This is a genomic window from Stenotrophomonas sp. GW821-FHT01H02A, assembly GCF_059422145.1.
The window spans coordinates 335,911-349,497 of the sequence record NZ_JBWKWI010000001.1 but is presented as its reverse complement, the minus strand read 5'-3'; the positions used below and the strand labels follow the sequence as shown (position 1 = coordinate 349,497).

Here is a 13,587-nt window from a genome sequence, read left to right as displayed (position 1 = left end):
TCAGAAGATTTGCGGCAGCAGGATCAGGACCCAGCACACCAGTACGTTCATCATCAGCACGAAGACGGCCGCCGAGCCCATGTCCTTGGCGCGTCCGGCAAGCTCGTGGAACTCGGCGCCGTAGCGTTCGATCACCGCCTCGATCGCCGAGTTGGCCAGTTCCATGGCCAGCACCAGCAGCAACGAGCCGATCATCAGCGCGCGCTCCACCGGGGTCTGGCCGAGCCAGAGCGCCAGCGGGGCGAGCACGACCAGCAGGTAGACCTCCAGCCGGAACGAGGACTCGTGCAGCCAGGCGGCACGCAGCCCCTGCCAGGACCACACCGCGGCCTTGAAAATGCGCTTGGGACCACGCGGCAGGTGCCCGATTTCATCCGCCATGGGCAGGTACCCCGGTCGGCAACGCGGGCCGGAACGGCAGGAACAGCACACGGCGGACAGTCATGGGCATCGCTGAATGGGGCAGGCAATCCCTCATTTTGCCATAAGCCGGTCGGGGCATTGTCGAAGGCCGCCAACGCCCGTCCGTGGTAAAGCGCGGCCGGGCCGCAACTTCTATGATGAATGCCTACCCGTCCGGGCACCCCCGGTGCCCCACCACAGGAGTCGTCCATGCTGCACCGTCGTGCCCGCCCCCTTCTGCTCGCCCTTGCCCTGGGGGCTGCCCTGCCCGCGCTGGCGCGCACCCCGGCCCCCGCCGCGCCGCAGGTGCCGACCCAGGTCTCCAACGTGGCCTGGGCCGACGACATGGCGCAGTTCGCGGGCCAGGACGCCACCAACCCACCACCGCGTGGCGGCATCGAGTTCATCGGCAGCTCCTCGATCCGCATGTGGGAAAGCCTGGCGGCCGACTTCCCGGGCCAGCCGGTGTTCAACCGCGGCTTCGGCGGCTCGGAAGTGCGCGACAGCACCTGGTACGCCGACCGCATCGTGATCCCGTATGCGCCGTGCAAGGTGTTCTTCTACGCCGGCGACAACGACCTCAACAGCGGGCGCAGCCCAACCCAGGTCCGCGATGACGTGGTGGCCTTCGTGCAGCGCGTGCACCGCGACCTGCCAAAGACCACGGTGGAGATCATCTCGATCAAACCCAGCCCGTCGCGTGCGCAGCTGCTGCCGGCCGTGGTCGAGGCCAATGGTCTGATCCAGAAGGCGTTGGCCACGCTGCCCAACACCGGCTACACCGATGTATACACCCCGATGCTCGGTGCCGATGGCCAGCCGCGTGCCGCGCTGTTCCGCGAGGACATGCTGCACATGACGCCGGAAGGCTATGCGATCTGGCGCAAGGCGCTGGCACCCAAGGTGCAGTGCGACTGAGCCGTGCGGGGGGGCCTGCGGCCTCCCCGACTCAGCGATAGTGGATCGTGGCCTGGGTGCCCTGCCCGGGCTCGCTGGCCAGGCCGATCTTCCAGCCGAAGCGATCACACAGCCGGCGCACGATCGACAGCCCCAGCCCGGTGCCCTGCGGGCGGCTGGGCTCGGCGCGGTAGAACGGCTCGAAGGCGCGGCTCAATGCTTCGGCGGACATGCCGATGCCGGTATCGCGCACGACCACCCGGTCCTCTTCGACATCGACGTCGATACGACCTTCGTCGGTATAGCTGCAGGCGTTGCGCAGCAGGTTGCTGACCACCACCTGCAGCACCCGCGGCGGCGCGTGCAGCATCACCGGGCCGCGGCTGTGCAGGTGGATCTCCACCGGCCGCCCGGCGATCAGTTCGCGCGCGTTGTCGACCTCGTAGCGGACGATCTCGTTGACGTCGAACAGTTCCACCTGCGGCTCGACATCGGCTTCGCGGGCCAGGATCAGGAAAGCATCGATCACCGCTTCCATGTCGCGTCCGGCGCGCTGGATGCGCTGCAGGCCGCGGCGCAGGCGGGGCGTCATGTCCTGGTCGCCCAGTGCCATGTCGCTGGCCACGCGGATCACGGTGAGCGGGGTGCGCAGCTCGTGGCTGGCATCGCGGGTGAAGTTGCGTTCGCGCGCGACGTGCGCGGTGACCTTGGTCGCCAGCGAGTGCAGCGCCGCCGCCAGCTGGCGGGTCTCGCCCTGCATGTCGGCCGGCAGTTTGGCCGGTGCCAGATCGGCCGCTTCCGGATGCCCCGGGTCCCAGCGCGACACGCGCCGGGCCAGCCAGTTGACCGGCGAGACCAGGCGTTTGGAGGCGCGGTAGGTGATCCAGGAGGCCCCATAGACGGCCAGCAGGGTCAGCAGCACCGGCACGATGCCGAACCAGAACGCCAGCATTTCCGCGCGCGAGCGCAGGAACACCAGGTACAGGCGGCCTTCCGGACGCGCATCGACCAGCACCAGCTGGTCGTCGTCCTTGAGCTCATGGAAGCCGGGGCTGAGCGTGCGCAGATTGGCCGGCAGGCTCAGCGGTGATTGCCCGGTCTCGAGCAGGTAACCGCGGATGTTCTGGGTATTGGGCGGCGGCTGCACCGGCGAGGCCTCGTGCAGCTGCCAGTAATAGCCGGCCTCCTCCTGCAGCGCGCTGCTGACCAGGCTGTGCTTGATCACCAACGACACCAGCCAGGCGCCCAGCAGGATGCCCAGGCTGGCGAGCACGGCTTGGAGGATGAAGACGATACGGATCTTGCGCGGCAGACCGTGCGGCATTACGGGGTCCAGGGCGGTTCGCGGCGATTATAGGAAAGCTTGCCGTGATTCCATCGTGCAAACCGTGACAACGGCCCGGCAAGCGCCGGGCCGTCATGCTCCAGAGGGTACCGAGGATCGGACCACCCGGGCCGCCCGCAGGCGACCGGGCGGCGAGCGACCGCCCGTCAGCTCATCGGCTGGGCGATATCGGCAATGCGGTAGCCGGCGCTCTGCACGGTGTGCAGCAACGGACGGTCGAACGGCTTGTCGATGATCTTGCGCAGGTTGTACAGATGGCTGCGCAGGGTGTCCGAGTCGGGCAGGCCATTGCCCCAGATCTCGCGTTCGATTTCCTGGCGGGTCACCACGCGCGGCGATTCGCGCATGAGGATCGTCAGCAGGCGCAGGCCGATCGGCGAGAGCTGCAGTTCGGTCCCGGCACGGGTGGCACGCATGCTGACCGGATCGAGCACGAGGTCGGCGACCTTGAGCACTTCCGAGCCGACCTGGCGACGCTCGCGGCGGATCAGCGCGCGCAGGCGGGCTTCCAGCTCCTGGATGGCGAACGGCTTGGTCAGGTAGTCATCGGCGCCGAAGCCCAGGCCAGTGAGCTTGTCGTCGAGCGTGTCGCGCGCGGTCAGCATCAGCACCGGCGTCGACTTGCGGGCGTCGTTGCGTAGGCGGCGACAGACTTCGATGCCGTCCAGACGCGGCAGCATCAGGTCCAGCACGACCACGTCGTAGCTGTTCTCGGCCGCCAGACGATAACCGTCCAGCCCATCCTGGGCGTAGTCGACTTCAAAGCCGCGCCCTTCCAGGTACTCGCCGATCATCTCGGAAATATTACGGTTGTCTTCGACCACCAGCACCAGGCCGGAGGTCTCCTTTGTCTGACGCATGGGATTCCCTCTTTCTTCAGCTTTGTGAAACATGCCGCATCGCCGGTGGACGCGGTGTGAAGTTCCTCACGCACTGATCAAAGCAGGGGCTTGAGCAGCGGCCAGACGTTGTCCAGCACCTGCGGCTGCGCAGCTGCGGTGGGGTGCAGCCCGTCGGCCTGCATCAGGTTGGGCTTCAGCGCCACGCCGTCGAGCAGGAACGGCAGCAGCGGCACCTGGTACTGGCTGGCCAGCTCGGCGTAGGTCTGCTTCAGGCGCTGGCGGTAGGCCGGACCATAGTTGGGCGGCACGTCGATGCCGAGCAGCAGGACCTTCGCGCCGGCCTCCTGGCTGGCCACGATCATCTTCTCCAGATTGCCGCGCAGCTGGGCCGGGGTCAGCCCGCGCAGCGCATCGTTGCCGCCCAGCTCAATCACCACCACCGAAGGCCGATGTTTCTCCAGCAGGCCCGGCAGGCGGGTCAGCGCGCCGGCCGTGGTCTCACCACTGATGCTGGCATTGATGACCGCCGGCGGCGCCTTGATCTGTTGTTTGACCCGCTGCTGAAGCAGGTTTACCCAGCCCGACGCGGCCGGGATATTGTGGGCGGCACTGAGGCTGTCGCCGACCACCAGCACCGCCGCACGGGTGTCCGGACCTTTGGCACAGGCCAGCATCGGCATCAGCAGCAACCATGCCAGCAGCCAGCCCATCGGGGCCGCGCGGCCCTTTCCACTTGCTTGGTTCATTGGAGAATCCTCATCGACAGCCTGTCCCCCCGCAGCGCACCCGTCGCCATCGCCGCCCACAACGTGGGCAAGTCCGCACGTGGCCCGGAGGGTGAAGTCCACATACTGGACAACATTGACATGACCGTCCATGAAGGCGAGAGCGTGGCGATCGTCGGCGCTTCAGGTTCGGGCAAGACCACTCTGCTCGGGCTGCTGGCCGGGCTGGACCTGCCCAGCCACGGCAGCATCGCGCTGGCCGGTGCCGATCTCAGCGCGCTTGACGAGGAAGCCCGGGCGCAGCTGCGTGCGCGCGAAGTCGGCTTCGTCTTCCAGAGTTTCCATCTGCTGCCGGCGTTGACCGCCGAAGAGAACATCGCACTGCCACTGGAACTGGCCGGCCGCGAGGATCCGGCGCGGGTCCGCGAGGTACTGGAACAGGTCGGTCTGGGCCACCGTGCGCGCCACTACCCGCGCCAGCTTTCCGGTGGCGAGCAGCAGCGGGTGGCGTTGGCGCGCGCGTTCGTGGCGCGGCCGCGCATCCTGTTCGCCGATGAGCCCACCGGCAGCCTGGACCAGGCCACCGGACAGCAGATCAGCGACCTGCTGTTCGCGCTCAACGCCACCAGCGATACCACCCTGGTGCTGGTCACCCATGACCTGCGCCTGGCCCAGCGCTGCGAGCGCATCTACCAACTCGACGGTGGGCGCCTGGCCGACACCGTTGCCGGCCTGGGCGCATGAACGTCGTCCGCCACGCGGCGCGTGCGCTGCGCCGCGAGTTCCTGGCCGGCGATCTGCTGACCGTGTTCGCCGCGCTGGTGCTGGGCGTGGCAGTGATGACCGCGGTCGGCACGCTGGTCAACCGGGTCACGCTGGCGCTGACCAGCAGCGCGGCGGAAATGCTGGGCGGCGATCTCGGCCTGAGCGGCCGTGAGGATGTACCCCAGACCTTCGCCGATGCAGCGCGCGAGCGCGGCCTGGCCAACACGCGCATGGTCAGTTTCCCCAGCGTGCTGTTCCATGGCGATGACAGCCAGATGGCCAACATCAAGGCGGTCGCCGATGGCTACCCGCTGCGCGGCGAACTGCAGGTCAGCCGCACCCTGCATGACAGCGCCAGCGAGACCGCCGGAACACCGCCGCCCGGTGAGGCCTATGCCGATCCGCGGCTGATGCAGGCGCTCGGCCTGCGGGTGGGCGACGCCCTGGAATTCGGCGCAGGCACGTTGACCGTGACCCGGGTGCTGCAGGCCGAGCCGGACACCTCCGGTGAACTGATGCAGTTGTCGCCGCCGCTGCTGGTCAACCGTGTCGACGTCGACCGCGCCGGCCTGCTCGGACCGGGCAGCCGCGCGTCGTACCGGATGATGTTCGCCGGCGAGCCGGCGCAGATCGCCGCCTTCCGCGAGTGGCTGACCCCGCAGGCCAAGGGCTATCGCATCGTCGGCATCGACGATACCCAGCGCGGCGTGCGCGGTGCGTTCGATCTGGCCGGGCGCTTCCTGTCGCTGGCCGCGTTGCTGGCGGTGCTGCTGGCCGGCGTGGCGACCGCGCTGGCCGCCAACCGTTTCGCGCTGCGGCGCATCGACCAGGTGGCGATCCTGCGCTGCCTGGGGGCGCGCCAGCGCGACATTCTCACGGCGATGGCACTGCAGTTGGTGATGCTTGCCGTGCCGGCCTGTCTGGTCGGCATCGGGCTGGGCATGGCCGCGCAGGCCGGGCTGGTGCAGGCGTTGGGCGGGTTGATTCCGAACCGCCTGCCCCTGCCGCAGGCCACACCCGCGCTGAGTGGTGCGGGCATCGGCCTGGTGCTGCTGCTGGGCTTCGGCCTGCCGCCGCTGCTGCGCCTGCGCAGCGTACCGCCGATGCGCGTGCTCAACCGCAGCTTCGCGGCGCTGCCGCCGAGTTCGATGCTGGTCTACGCGGCCGCGCTGGCAGCTACCGTGGCGCTCACGGTGCAGGCCACCGGCGATGTGAAGCTGGCCGCCTGGGTGCTGGGCGGGCTGGCCGCGCTGGCGGCGCTCGCCGGTGCGCTTGGTGCGCTGCTGCTGTGGCTGCTGCGTGGCGTGCAGCCACGCCTGCGCGGGCGCTGGAAACTGGGCCTGGCCTCGTTGACGCGGCGGCGCGGACTGGCGGTGATGCAGCTGGTCGGCCTGTCGCTGTCGCTGTGCGCATTGCTGCTGCTGTCGGTGATTGGCCCGGGCCTGCTGTCGCAGTGGCGCGACCGCCTGCCCAGCGATACGCCGAACTACTTCCTGATGAACATCCAGCCCGAGCAGCGCGATGCGGTGCTGGCCACGCTGGGCGGGCTGGGCGTGGTGTCGCCCGGGATCGAGCCATTCAGTACCGGTCGCCTGCTGGCGGTCAACGATCGCCCGCCGCAGCGGCAGGCCCGCGAGGACAACAGCAACGAAGACGACGATGCCAACCGGCCGGTCAATTTCTCCTGGCGGCATGACTTCCCGCCCGCCAATACGCTGCTCAGCGGGACGTTCTGGAAGGCTGGCAGTACCGCGGCGGAAGCCTCGATCGAGCAGGGCTGGGCAGAGCGTTACGGGATGAAACTGGGCGATACCGTGACCCTGCAGATGGGCGACCAGGAGCGCAGTTTCACGGTGACCAGCATCCGCAAGGCAGACTGGGATTCGTTCCGGGTCAACTTCTTCCTGCTGCTCAACGAGGGCGCGGTGGCCGATGCGCCCTACAACCTGATCACCGCCTTCCATCTGCCACGTGCGCAGGCGCCGGCGCTGGCCGGGCTGACCCGGGAGTATCCCAACATTTCGCTGCTGGACATCGACGGCATCCTGGAGCGCGTGCGCGAGGTGATCGACCGGGTGACCCAGGCGGTGCAGTTGGTGATGGGCTTCAGTCTGCTGGCCGGGCTGCTGGTGCTGCTGGCAGCGCTGCAGGCCACGGCCGGCGAGCGCCGCTATGACAGCGCGGTGCTGCGCACGCTGGGAGCCACGCGCGTTCAGTTGCGCGGCGCGGTGCTGGTCGAGTTCGGGGCGCTGGGGCTGCTGTCGGCGTTGCTGGCCGTGGGCACGGCGGCGCTGCTGGGCAGCGTGGTGGCGCGGCAGGTGTTCGAATTGACGCTGAGTCCGCCGTGGGGGCCGTTGCTGGTCGGCGGTGGCCTGGGCGTGCTGTTGAGCATGCTGGCCGGCTGGTGGGGCACGCGCCGGATCCTGCACACGCCGCCGGCGTTGGCGCTGCGGGAGGTTTGAGCACGCGGCGATGACACGGGGACGGGGCGTGCCTCGGTATGCTGCACGCCCCTGCCCCCTGAGATCGCCCGGATGCCCGGCACCCCGTTCACTGCGTATCTGTATCCCGTGTTGCTGCTGTTGGGCAGCAACATTTTCATGACCTTCGCCTGGTACGGGCATCTGAAGTACAAGAGTGCACCGTTGATCACGGTGATCCTGGTCAGTTGGGGCATCGCATTCTTCGAATACTGCCTGCAGGTGCCGGGCAACCGGCTGGGCAGTGCGGTGTATTCCGCACCGCAGCTCAAAGGCATGCAGGAGGTGATCACGCTGGTGGTGTTCGCCGCGTTCTCGGCGTTCTACCTGGACCAGCCGCTGAAGTGGAATCACTGGGCGGCGTTCGGCTTGATCCTGGTGGCGGCATTCCTGATGTTCAAGGAATGAGGGCGACGCCCTCATTCCAGCAGCCACCGAGCGATGGCACTGCCTCGGCCTGATCAGCGAGCGATGTCGGCCGGCGCTTTTTCCACCCACTGCTTGAACACGTTGTCGATCTCGGCGTCCTTCACCTTCTTGCCGTCCTGGATGTCCTGGGCCTGGGTGAACAGCGGAATGATCATGGCCATGCCATCCAGCTTGGTCTTGAGGTGCACGCCGGGGGCCTGCCCGAGGAAACCATCCCAGCGCTGGCGAACCTTGGCCCAATAGCCGGCGGTGGCGGTCCAGTAGTCGTAGGCCGGCTTGAAGTCCACCTCGCCGGTCCTGTTGTAATCGTTGAAGCCGAACTCGCGCGCGATCTCCTGCTGGCTGCCGTCGGCATTGCGCAGGATCTTGGTGTTGAACTGTTCGTGGGTCCAGCCGTTCGGGGTCAGGGTGTGGCGATTCACCACGGCCAGGGCGTTGTAGTCGCTGCGACGGGTGTATTCGCGGCGCGGCAGCGGGCGCCAGCCCAGGTCGCTGGTCCAGGTCGCCACACCGTTGCGGTAATCCCACTTGCCGGTACCGCAGTAGCGCGGCGCGTCGCTGACTTCGTACACACACTGGGTCCACGCGCCGGCGTTCACCGCTGCCGGGATCGTGCGCACCTGCCAGGTCTGGTCGGCGCTGAACTCGAAGCGGTTGGGCGCTTCATACACCCAGTCCTGGCGCCAGTGCTTGGTCACATGGCCGCTCTTGCCATCCACCAGCAGGTGCTGGAGCACGATCCGCCTGGGGCTGTCTTCGATCACGATCACCACTTCGTTGCCGCCACTGCGCACCGCCGGGGCACGCTCGTAGCCGGGCTTGAGCAGCACGGTTTCATCGAAGGCGAAATCGACGATGTATTCGCCCTGCATCGCCACGATGCTGTCGTGGTCGCGCTGCAGGTCGGCGGGCTGGGCGCACGCGGCGGCACTGCTGGCAAGCAGCACCACTACGCTGGCTGTCTGGCGTTTCATCAGGTGGTTTCCTTCAGGAGTACATGCACGGGTTCAACGCCCTCCTTGGCGGCATTCATTCCATTGCAGGGATTACAGACGGACCAGGGGCATCGCGTCGCCGGGCGCATCCGGCAGCCGTGCGGCACTGGCGCAGCAGCAGTCGTCCACCCACAGCTCGCCCTCGGCGCCTTCCACCCGCGCGATCCGGCGGGCGGTGGCAGCCCCGAGCGACGACAGCGATGCCAGGCTGGCGGCCAGGCCCAGGCCGTCGTCGGTGCTGTGCAGGCGCAAAGCGCACATGCGCCATGGCTCGCCGCCCAGGTGCACCGCCAGGCGCCGCCACAGCCGCTCGGCGACGCTGCCGTCGTCGGTCGGCTCCGGGCGCGACGGGAAGCTGCCGACCAGGCGGTCCCAGGCCAGGAAGTCACTGTCGGGCAGCAGGTACAGGCGCCAGCAGCAGCGGCCACGCACGTCGGCGAAGCACAGGCTTTCACGGATGCCGTCGCTGTCCACGCCTTGGCAGGCGTGCGCCGATACCGCATGTTTCCACCCTCCCAGCTCGCTGCTGTCGGGGCGATACAGGCACAGCACCGTGCCCAGCCGGGCCAGCTGCGCCGGCGACGGCAAGCCGCCCGGGTGGCGTCCCGCGGTAACCGATCGCAGTGCGGACAGGGCGCGGCTCATGGCGCTACCAGCTCACGGCGACGCTGGCCGATAGCGTGCGGCCGGGGTTGCTGAAGCGATCGACCACCGCGCTGTTGGTGGCCAGCGACGAGGTGATCGCCGAGTAATCGATATAGGTGCGATCGCCGAGGTTGAACACGCCGACGTTGAACTTCGCGCCGGGCGCGAACGCCCAATGCGCCATCAGGTCCAGCACGCCGTAGCCGGCCGGGCTGTACGCACCGGCGCTGGGCAGGCGGTCCTTGCGTTTGGCGAACGTGCCGACCAGTTCCACCCCCCAGCTGTCGCGATCGAAGGCCACGCCCAGCGTGCCACGCAGCGGATCGATCGATTCCAGCGGCGTGTCTTCGGTCTTGTTCTGGCCACGCGACCAGGCCACCGAGCCGTTCAGCGACCAACCGGCCAGCGCGCTGCTGAGCTGGCCGCCATCGACGCCGGCCTTGAGCTCGGCACCGTGGATTTCGGCATCGGCTACGTTCTGCGACTGGAACACCTGCAGGCCCTGTGCGTTGATGCCGACAAAGCGCTGTGATTCGATGAAATCCTTGTAGTCGTTGTAGTACGCGCTCAGGCTGACATACGCGGCCGGAGTGAGGTAACGCAGGCCGAATTCGACGCCGTCGCTGGTTTCCGGCTTCAGGTCCGGATTGGGGATGGCGGTGTACCCGAACATGACGTTGGTGAAGCCCAGATTGACGTCGTTGAACGGCGGCGAGCGGAAGCCATGCGCATAACCGGCGAACAACGACCACTGGTCGGCGAAGCGCCACACCATGCCAAGCTTGGGCGACACGCTGGTCTTGGTCAGGTCGGACACGGCTACGCCCGGGTTGTCGGTCGCGAAGATGCCGTCCACCTCCGGACGCAGTTCGTAGTGGTCCACGCGCACGCCCGGCACCAGCGAGAAGCGGCCGTCGGCAAAGCGCATTTCATCCTGCACGTACAGGCCCAGCTCGGTGGTCTTGCTGATCGGGAAATCGCGCACCGGGAAGCTGTCAGGCAGGATGGTGGTACTGACCGTGCCGTTGGCCGCGACCTGGTAGCCATCGCGCTTCTGGTGGGTCTCGGTCCAGGTGCCTTCCACGCCGTAGGTCAGGTCGTGCTCGACGGCACCACTCTGCAGGCCCTTGTGGAACACGGCCTGCAGGCCGTAGACGCGCTGGTCGAAGTTGAATTCACGGTGGCGCAGGCTGGCGTTCGCGTCGCGGCCACGGTTTTCGATGGTGCGCTGGGTGGTTTCGCTGTCCTGCCGATAGACCTGCCAGGACAGATCATCGGCGAAGGCCTGGCCCAGATTGTCCATTTCATGGCGGAAGGAAACGCGGGCGCGGGTCTGGTGATCGTGCGCCTTCATGGCGGTGGTGGTGGTGGCCGACGGCGGCGCCGCGGTGGCCGGGGCGACGGCGGACAGCACGTTGGTGTCCACGCTGTCTTCGTTGCCTTCCACCGTCAGTTTGAAACGCTGGTCGTCGCTGGGTGCGTAGACGAGCTTGCTCAGTACGCTGCGACCATCGCGCTCCTGCGGGTTGGCGGCGGTGCGGGTGCTGTCATTGCTGCGCACGTCACCCTTGCTTTCGGTTTCCTGTCCCTGCCGGTGGTTGACGTTGACCATGCCACTCCAGCGCTCGCCGCCGAACGCGGTGGTAGCGCTGCCGAGCAGGCCCTTCCATTCGCCGTCGTAGCCGAACTTCAGGCCGACGTAGCTGTTCTTGCCGTCCCCGAGGTAATCGGCCGGGTCCTTGGTCACGAAGGCGACAACGCCACCCAGTGCATCCGAGCCGTACAGGGCACTGGCCGGGCCACGCACGATCTCGACGCGCTTGAGGGTTTCAAGGTCGGTGAAGTTGCGGTTGGCGTCGGAGAAGCTGCCGATGGCGAAGGCCTTGGGCATGGCGATGCCGTCGGTCTGGATGAGCACGCGATTGGCATCCAGGCCGCGGATGCGGAAGCCGCCCAGGCCGAAGCGGGCGGCGCTGCTGGTGACCGAGATGCCGGGTTCGTAGCGGACCAGGTCCTTGATGTTCTGCACCAGGCGGTTGTCGAGCTGCTCCCGGTCGATCACATCGACGGTGGCGGCAACGTCGCTGAGCGCACGTTCGGTGCGCGTGGCGGTCACCTGCACGCGGTCGAACTCGCGCGCGTCGGGGGCGGCATCGGCAGCGGCATGCGCGGCCATCGGCAGCGCCAGCCACAAGGCGGCGCACAGGGCATTGGGACGGATGTTCATGGTCGGGCGGACGTGTCTGGCCGGGGGGCCGGGGCAGGAGGAACCCCCGACCGGCGCCAGCGGCCACCGGGGCCACTGACGCAGAATCGAGGGGGAGAGAGCGGTGGGCATGCCGACGAGGGGGAGGCAGCGTCACGCCCGGGCACGGCTGCGCGGGGCCGTAACGACGGCCGCCCGCGACCGTGTTACTTGGTCAGGATGAGCTTGTCGTTGCTGGTGTGGCGCAGGCGATAGAAGCGGTCGCCGTGCTGGATCAGGATTTCGCGGCGGCCCTTGAGCAGAGCTTCGCTGTCGATCACTTCTTCGGGCGGGACCACGCGGACCGGACGGTCGCGGAGGGTCAGCGTTTCGGGGCGCAGCAGTACAGCAGCTTGAGTGTTCATCGTCTGGACTCGTTGCGAGGGGCGAGTCAAATGATAATGATTCTCAGTTGACAATCAACAACCATTCTCACTTTGATAGATTGCATTAATGATCGAAATTGAAGTTTCGATAGATGAAATGAATCACCAGGCAAATTGGAGGAAGCGGGCGTTACGCCCACCACCGGTGCTCACTCGGGGGATGCGGGGCATCCCCTCCTCCATCGGCTGCCCCGGAGCGCCAAGGCCGGCCGCAGGCCGGCTCTCCGGCGGACGCCGGCCCGCAGACGCTGGCCCGGATCAGGCAAAGACCGCGTCCACCTGCTGCCAGACGCTCTCATCAAGTTGCTCGAACAGCGCCAGCGCGCCCAGGTTCTCTTCCAGCTGGCTGACCCGGCTGGCGCCGAGGATCACGCTGGAGACGTTGGGATTGCGCAGGCACCAGGCGATCGCCAGCTGCGCCGGGGAGACGCCCAGCTGCGCGGCCAGCGCGGTGTAGCGGCGGACCCGCTCCATGCGGTCGCTGCCGTCGTCCAGAACCTGCGTCTTCAACCAGCCCAGTTGTTGCTGGCCCAGCCGCGACTGCGGGTCGATGCCGGCGTTGTACTTGCCGGTCAGCAGGCCCGAGGCGAGCGGCGACCAGATGGTGGTGCCCAGCCCGGCCTCGGCACACAGCGGCGCGTACTCGCGCTCGACCCGCTCGCGGTGCAACAGGTTGTACTGCGGCTGTTCCATCGACGGCGCATGCAGATTGCGCGCGTGGGCGATGTCGACCGCCTCCTGGATCTGCGCGGCCGACCATTCGGAGGTGCCCCAGTACAGCACCTTGCCCTGGCGGATCAGGGTATCCATGGCCTGCACGGTCTCGGCGATCGGGGTGTCCGGATCCGGGCGATGGCAATAATAAAGGTCCAGATACTCCACCCGCAGGCGCTTGAGCGCGGCGTGGCAGGCGTCGGTGACATGCTTGCGCGACAGGCCGTGCTGGGTCGGGCGCGGGTCGTCGACGGCGCCGAAGAACACCTTGCTGGACACGCAGTAGCCATCGCGCGGCAGCCGCAGGTCGGCGATCACATCCCCCATCACCTGCTCGGCGCGGCCGCGGGCATAGCCCTCGGCATTGTCGAAGAAGTTGACCCCGGCATCCCAGGCGGTGGCGATCAGCCTGCGCGCCTCATCACGGCCGATCTGGTCGCCGAAGGTCACCCAGGCCCCGAAGGACAGGGCCGAGAGCTTCAGGCCGGTGGAGCCAAGACGGCGGTAGAGCATGTGGTTCTCCTGCTGCGGGCCCGCGACCGGGCCGGATCGATGCCGGTAAGTGTAGAGGGTGGCGCGCGGCGCGCGCAGGGCGGACGCCGCGATCTCACGGCCCGTGACACACCGCCCGGAAACCGGGTCGCGCCTTGCCGATACAGGCCCGATCACGGCCGATCGGCTCGCGGACGCTGCTTTTCCTTGCCCCGCCCTTGCCGC

Annotated in this window: 13 protein-coding genes; 4 read left to right on the top strand and 9 right to left on the bottom strand. The window is 67.8% G+C overall.

Annotated features, from left to right (window positions below; genetic code table 11):
• A complete protein-coding gene (locus AC07WC_RS01560; RefSeq protein ID WP_495208493.1) occupies positions 1-381 on the bottom strand; it encodes a diacylglycerol kinase in 381 nt (126 codons plus the stop codon).
• 231 nt (positions 382-612) lie between these two features.
• Between AC07WC_RS01560 and AC07WC_RS01555 the strand changes: the two genes are divergently transcribed.
• Complete coding sequence (locus AC07WC_RS01555; protein ID WP_495208492.1) at positions 613-1,320, top strand: SGNH/GDSL hydrolase family protein; 708 nt, start codon at positions 613-615, stop codon at positions 1,318-1,320.
• 31 nt (positions 1,321-1,351) lie between these two features.
• Here AC07WC_RS01555 and AC07WC_RS01550 read toward each other — a convergent pair whose 3' ends face one another.
• The 3 genes from AC07WC_RS01550 to AC07WC_RS01540 form a co-directional block, all read right to left on the bottom strand.
• Positions 1,352-2,623 (bottom strand): sensor histidine kinase, encoded by a 1,272-nt coding sequence (locus tag AC07WC_RS01550; protein ID WP_495208491.1) that lies wholly within the window; start codon positions 2,621-2,623, stop codon positions 1,352-1,354.
• A 167-nt stretch (positions 2,624-2,790) separates the two neighbouring features.
• Positions 2,791-3,504 (bottom strand): response regulator transcription factor, encoded by a 714-nt coding sequence (locus AC07WC_RS01545; protein ID WP_019182442.1) that lies wholly within the window; start codon positions 3,502-3,504, stop codon positions 2,791-2,793.
• A 77-nt stretch (positions 3,505-3,581) separates the two neighbouring features.
• Positions 3,582-4,232 carry an arylesterase gene (locus tag AC07WC_RS01540; RefSeq protein WP_495208490.1) on the bottom strand — a complete coding sequence of 217 codons (651 nt, stop codon included), beginning with the start codon at positions 4,230-4,232 and terminating at the stop codon, positions 3,582-3,584.
• A gap of 48 nt (positions 4,233-4,280) precedes the next feature.
• On the opposite strand from AC07WC_RS01540, the gene AC07WC_RS01535 reads away from it, so the two are divergent.
• From AC07WC_RS01535 to AC07WC_RS01525, 3 genes are all read left to right on the top strand, one after another.
• Positions 4,281-4,955 carry an ABC transporter ATP-binding protein gene (locus AC07WC_RS01535; RefSeq protein ID WP_495208760.1) on the top strand — a complete coding sequence of 225 codons (675 nt, stop codon included), beginning with the start codon at positions 4,281-4,283 and terminating at the stop codon, positions 4,953-4,955.
• The gene (locus AC07WC_RS01530) at positions 4,952-7,438 is read left to right on the top strand and encodes an ABC transporter permease (protein WP_495208489.1); all 2,487 of its coding nucleotides are present in this window, start codon (positions 4,952-4,954) and stop codon (positions 7,436-7,438) included. The genes AC07WC_RS01535 and AC07WC_RS01530 overlap by 4 nt, the downstream gene beginning before the upstream one ends.
• A 72-nt stretch (positions 7,439-7,510) precedes the next feature.
• Complete coding sequence (locus AC07WC_RS01525; protein WP_088433991.1) at positions 7,511-7,864, top strand: DMT family protein; 354 nt, start codon at positions 7,511-7,513, stop codon at positions 7,862-7,864.
• Between the two features lie 53 nt (positions 7,865-7,917).
• Here the strand turns inward: AC07WC_RS01525 and AC07WC_RS01520 are convergent, their stop codons facing one another.
• The 5 genes from AC07WC_RS01520 to AC07WC_RS01500 all read right to left on the bottom strand — a co-directional run bounded on the left by AC07WC_RS01520 (position 7,918) and on the right by AC07WC_RS01500 (position 13,383).
• Positions 7,918-8,859, bottom strand: a complete 942-nt coding sequence (locus AC07WC_RS01520) for a DUF6607 family protein (protein ID WP_495208488.1) — start codon at positions 8,857-8,859, stop codon at positions 7,918-7,920.
• A 72-nt stretch (positions 8,860-8,931) separates the two neighbouring features.
• On the bottom strand, positions 8,932-9,525 hold the full coding sequence (locus AC07WC_RS01515) for a Hemin transport protein (RefSeq protein WP_495208487.1): 594 nt from the start codon (positions 9,523-9,525) through the stop codon (positions 8,932-8,934).
• Between the two features lie 4 nt (positions 9,526-9,529).
• The gene (locus tag AC07WC_RS01510; protein WP_495208486.1) at positions 9,530-11,752 is read right to left on the bottom strand and encodes a TonB-dependent hemoglobin/transferrin/lactoferrin family receptor; all 2,223 of its coding nucleotides are present in this window, start codon (positions 11,750-11,752) and stop codon (positions 9,530-9,532) included.
• A gap of 185 nt (positions 11,753-11,937) precedes the next feature.
• Positions 11,938-12,135, bottom strand: a complete 198-nt coding sequence (gene hemP, locus AC07WC_RS01505) for a hemin uptake protein HemP (RefSeq protein ID WP_019182448.1) — start codon at positions 12,133-12,135, stop codon at positions 11,938-11,940.
• Between the two features lie 279 nt (positions 12,136-12,414).
• The gene (locus tag AC07WC_RS01500; protein ID WP_495208485.1) at positions 12,415-13,383 is read right to left on the bottom strand and encodes a potassium channel beta subunit family protein; all 969 of its coding nucleotides are present in this window, start codon (positions 13,381-13,383) and stop codon (positions 12,415-12,417) included.
• Between the last annotated feature and the right edge of the window lie 204 nt (positions 13,384-13,587).

Excerpts from the sequence above, each read along its gene's own strand:
- AC07WC_RS01560 (WP_495208493.1), bottom strand. The coding sequence starts at position 381 with ATGGCGGATGAAATCGGGCACCTGCCGCGTGGTCCCAAGCGCATTTTC.
- AC07WC_RS01555 (WP_495208492.1), top strand. The coding sequence starts at position 613 with ATGCTGCACCGTCGTGCCCGCCCCCTTCTGCTCGCCCTTGCCCTGGGG.
- AC07WC_RS01550 (WP_495208491.1), bottom strand. The coding sequence starts at position 2,623 with ATGCCGCACGGTCTGCCGCGCAAGATCCGTATCGTCTTCATCCTCCAA.
- AC07WC_RS01545 (WP_019182442.1), bottom strand. The coding sequence starts at position 3,504 with ATGCGTCAGACAAAGGAGACCTCCGGCCTGGTGCTGGTGGTCGAAGAC.
- AC07WC_RS01540 (WP_495208490.1), bottom strand. The coding sequence starts at position 4,232 with ATGAACCAAGCAAGTGGAAAGGGCCGCGCGGCCCCGATGGGCTGGCTG.
- AC07WC_RS01530 (WP_495208489.1), top strand. The coding sequence starts at position 4,952 with ATGAACGTCGTCCGCCACGCGGCGCGTGCGCTGCGCCGCGAGTTCCTG.
- AC07WC_RS01525 (WP_088433991.1), top strand. The coding sequence starts at position 7,511 with ATGCCCGGCACCCCGTTCACTGCGTATCTGTATCCCGTGTTGCTGCTG.
- AC07WC_RS01520 (WP_495208488.1), bottom strand. The coding sequence starts at position 8,859 with ATGAAACGCCAGACAGCCAGCGTAGTGGTGCTGCTTGCCAGCAGTGCC.
- AC07WC_RS01515 (WP_495208487.1), bottom strand. The coding sequence starts at position 9,525 with ATGAGCCGCGCCCTGTCCGCACTGCGATCGGTTACCGCGGGACGCCAC.
- AC07WC_RS01510 (WP_495208486.1), bottom strand. The coding sequence starts at position 11,752 with ATGAACATCCGTCCCAATGCCCTGTGCGCCGCCTTGTGGCTGGCGCTG.
- hemP (WP_019182448.1), bottom strand. The coding sequence starts at position 12,135 with ATGAACACTCAAGCTGCTGTACTGCTGCGCCCCGAAACGCTGACCCTC.
- AC07WC_RS01500 (WP_495208485.1), bottom strand. The coding sequence starts at position 13,383 with ATGCTCTACCGCCGTCTTGGCTCCACCGGCCTGAAGCTCTCGGCCCTG.